The organism is Massilia sp. DJPM01, assembly GCF_030348125.1.
Taxonomy (GTDB): Bacteria; Pseudomonadota; Gammaproteobacteria; order Burkholderiales; family Burkholderiaceae_D; genus Telluria_A; species Telluria_A frigida.
Genome location: NZ_JAQOZV010000177.1, coordinates 1 through 1,185 on the forward strand (window position 1 = coordinate 1; position 1,185 = coordinate 1,185).

Consider the following 1,185-nt stretch of genomic DNA (forward strand, 5'->3'; position numbering starts at 1 on the left):
CTAGCCTGAATTTTGCATAAAAAAGGGCAAGAATGCCGTAAGTGATTGATAGAATGGGAGTTATCTAGAAACCTACCCTGTCAACAAAAACGCCACCTTGCCCGACATGAATTCTACCCCAGAGCAGCTCCGTTTTGCATCCATTCCCGCTCACAGCGTCCGCGCCGATTTCGCCGGTGGGGGTTTGTCGTCCGATCTCGGTCCAGTTTTGCTGCGCGGAGTCGACCTCCAGATTGGCTTGACCAAGCGCCTCGCTGCGGCCTTGCCTGACCGCCGCCATCAGAGTTACGTCAGCCATTCGTATCACGATCTTCTGACACAGCGCATCTACCAGATCGGCTGCGGTTACGAAGACGGCAATGACGCGAACAGCCTGCGCCACGACCCGATGTTCAAACTTGGCGCGGCCCGTTTGCCGTTCGACGACGAGGCCGCGCTGGCGTCCGGGGCGACGATCTCGCGCTTCGAACATGCGGCCAGTCGCCAGGACATCTACCGCGTCAGCGAAGCGCTCGTGGAACAGTTCATCGCCAGCTTTTCCAGCCCGCCAAAGAACGTGATTCTCGACCTGGATCACTCCGAGGATGCGTGCTACGGCCAGCAGCCGCTGGCGTTCTACAACCACCACTATGGTTCGACCTGCTACTTGCCGCTGATGATTTTCGACGGCCAGTCGGGCGGCTTGATCACGGCGGTGCTGCGACCCGGAAGGCGACCATTTGGCGAAGAGAATGCGATGATCATGCGGCGCGTTCTGAAGCGGATTCGTCAGCACTTCCCCGCTACTCATATTCTCGTACGTGGCGACGGACATTTTAGTGGGCCTGAATTAATGAGCCTGATCGACAGCATGTCGAACGTAGACTTCATTTTTGGTTTCGCCTGCAACCCCAAGCTCCTTGCGATGGCCGAGCCGACCAGACTTCGCGCCATTGACCGGTGGGTGGCTGCACAATCGCAGGACGTGGTGCCCAAAGCGGTGCGTCTGTTCGACGAATTTGCTTATCAGGCGCGTTCGTGGCCGAGAGCCTGGCGCGTGTTGCTCAAGGCCGAGGTCATGGCCCTTGGCGAGAACACGCGCTTCATCGTCACCTCGCTGCCAGGACTCGATGCCGGCATGTTGTACGAGGATATCTATTGCGCGCGCGGTCAGGCCGAAAACGACATCAAGCATCTCAAGGATGA

The 1,185-nt window shown here is 58.1% G+C and carries 1 protein-coding gene; it reads left to right on the forward strand.

What is annotated here, in order from left to right; genetic code table 11:
- Positions 1 to 106: 106 nt before the first annotated feature.
- Positions 107 to 1,185, forward strand: a 1,079-nt coding sequence (locus tag PO883_RS34475; protein WP_289313805.1) for an IS1380 family transposase, incomplete at its 3' end; no start/stop codon positions are given.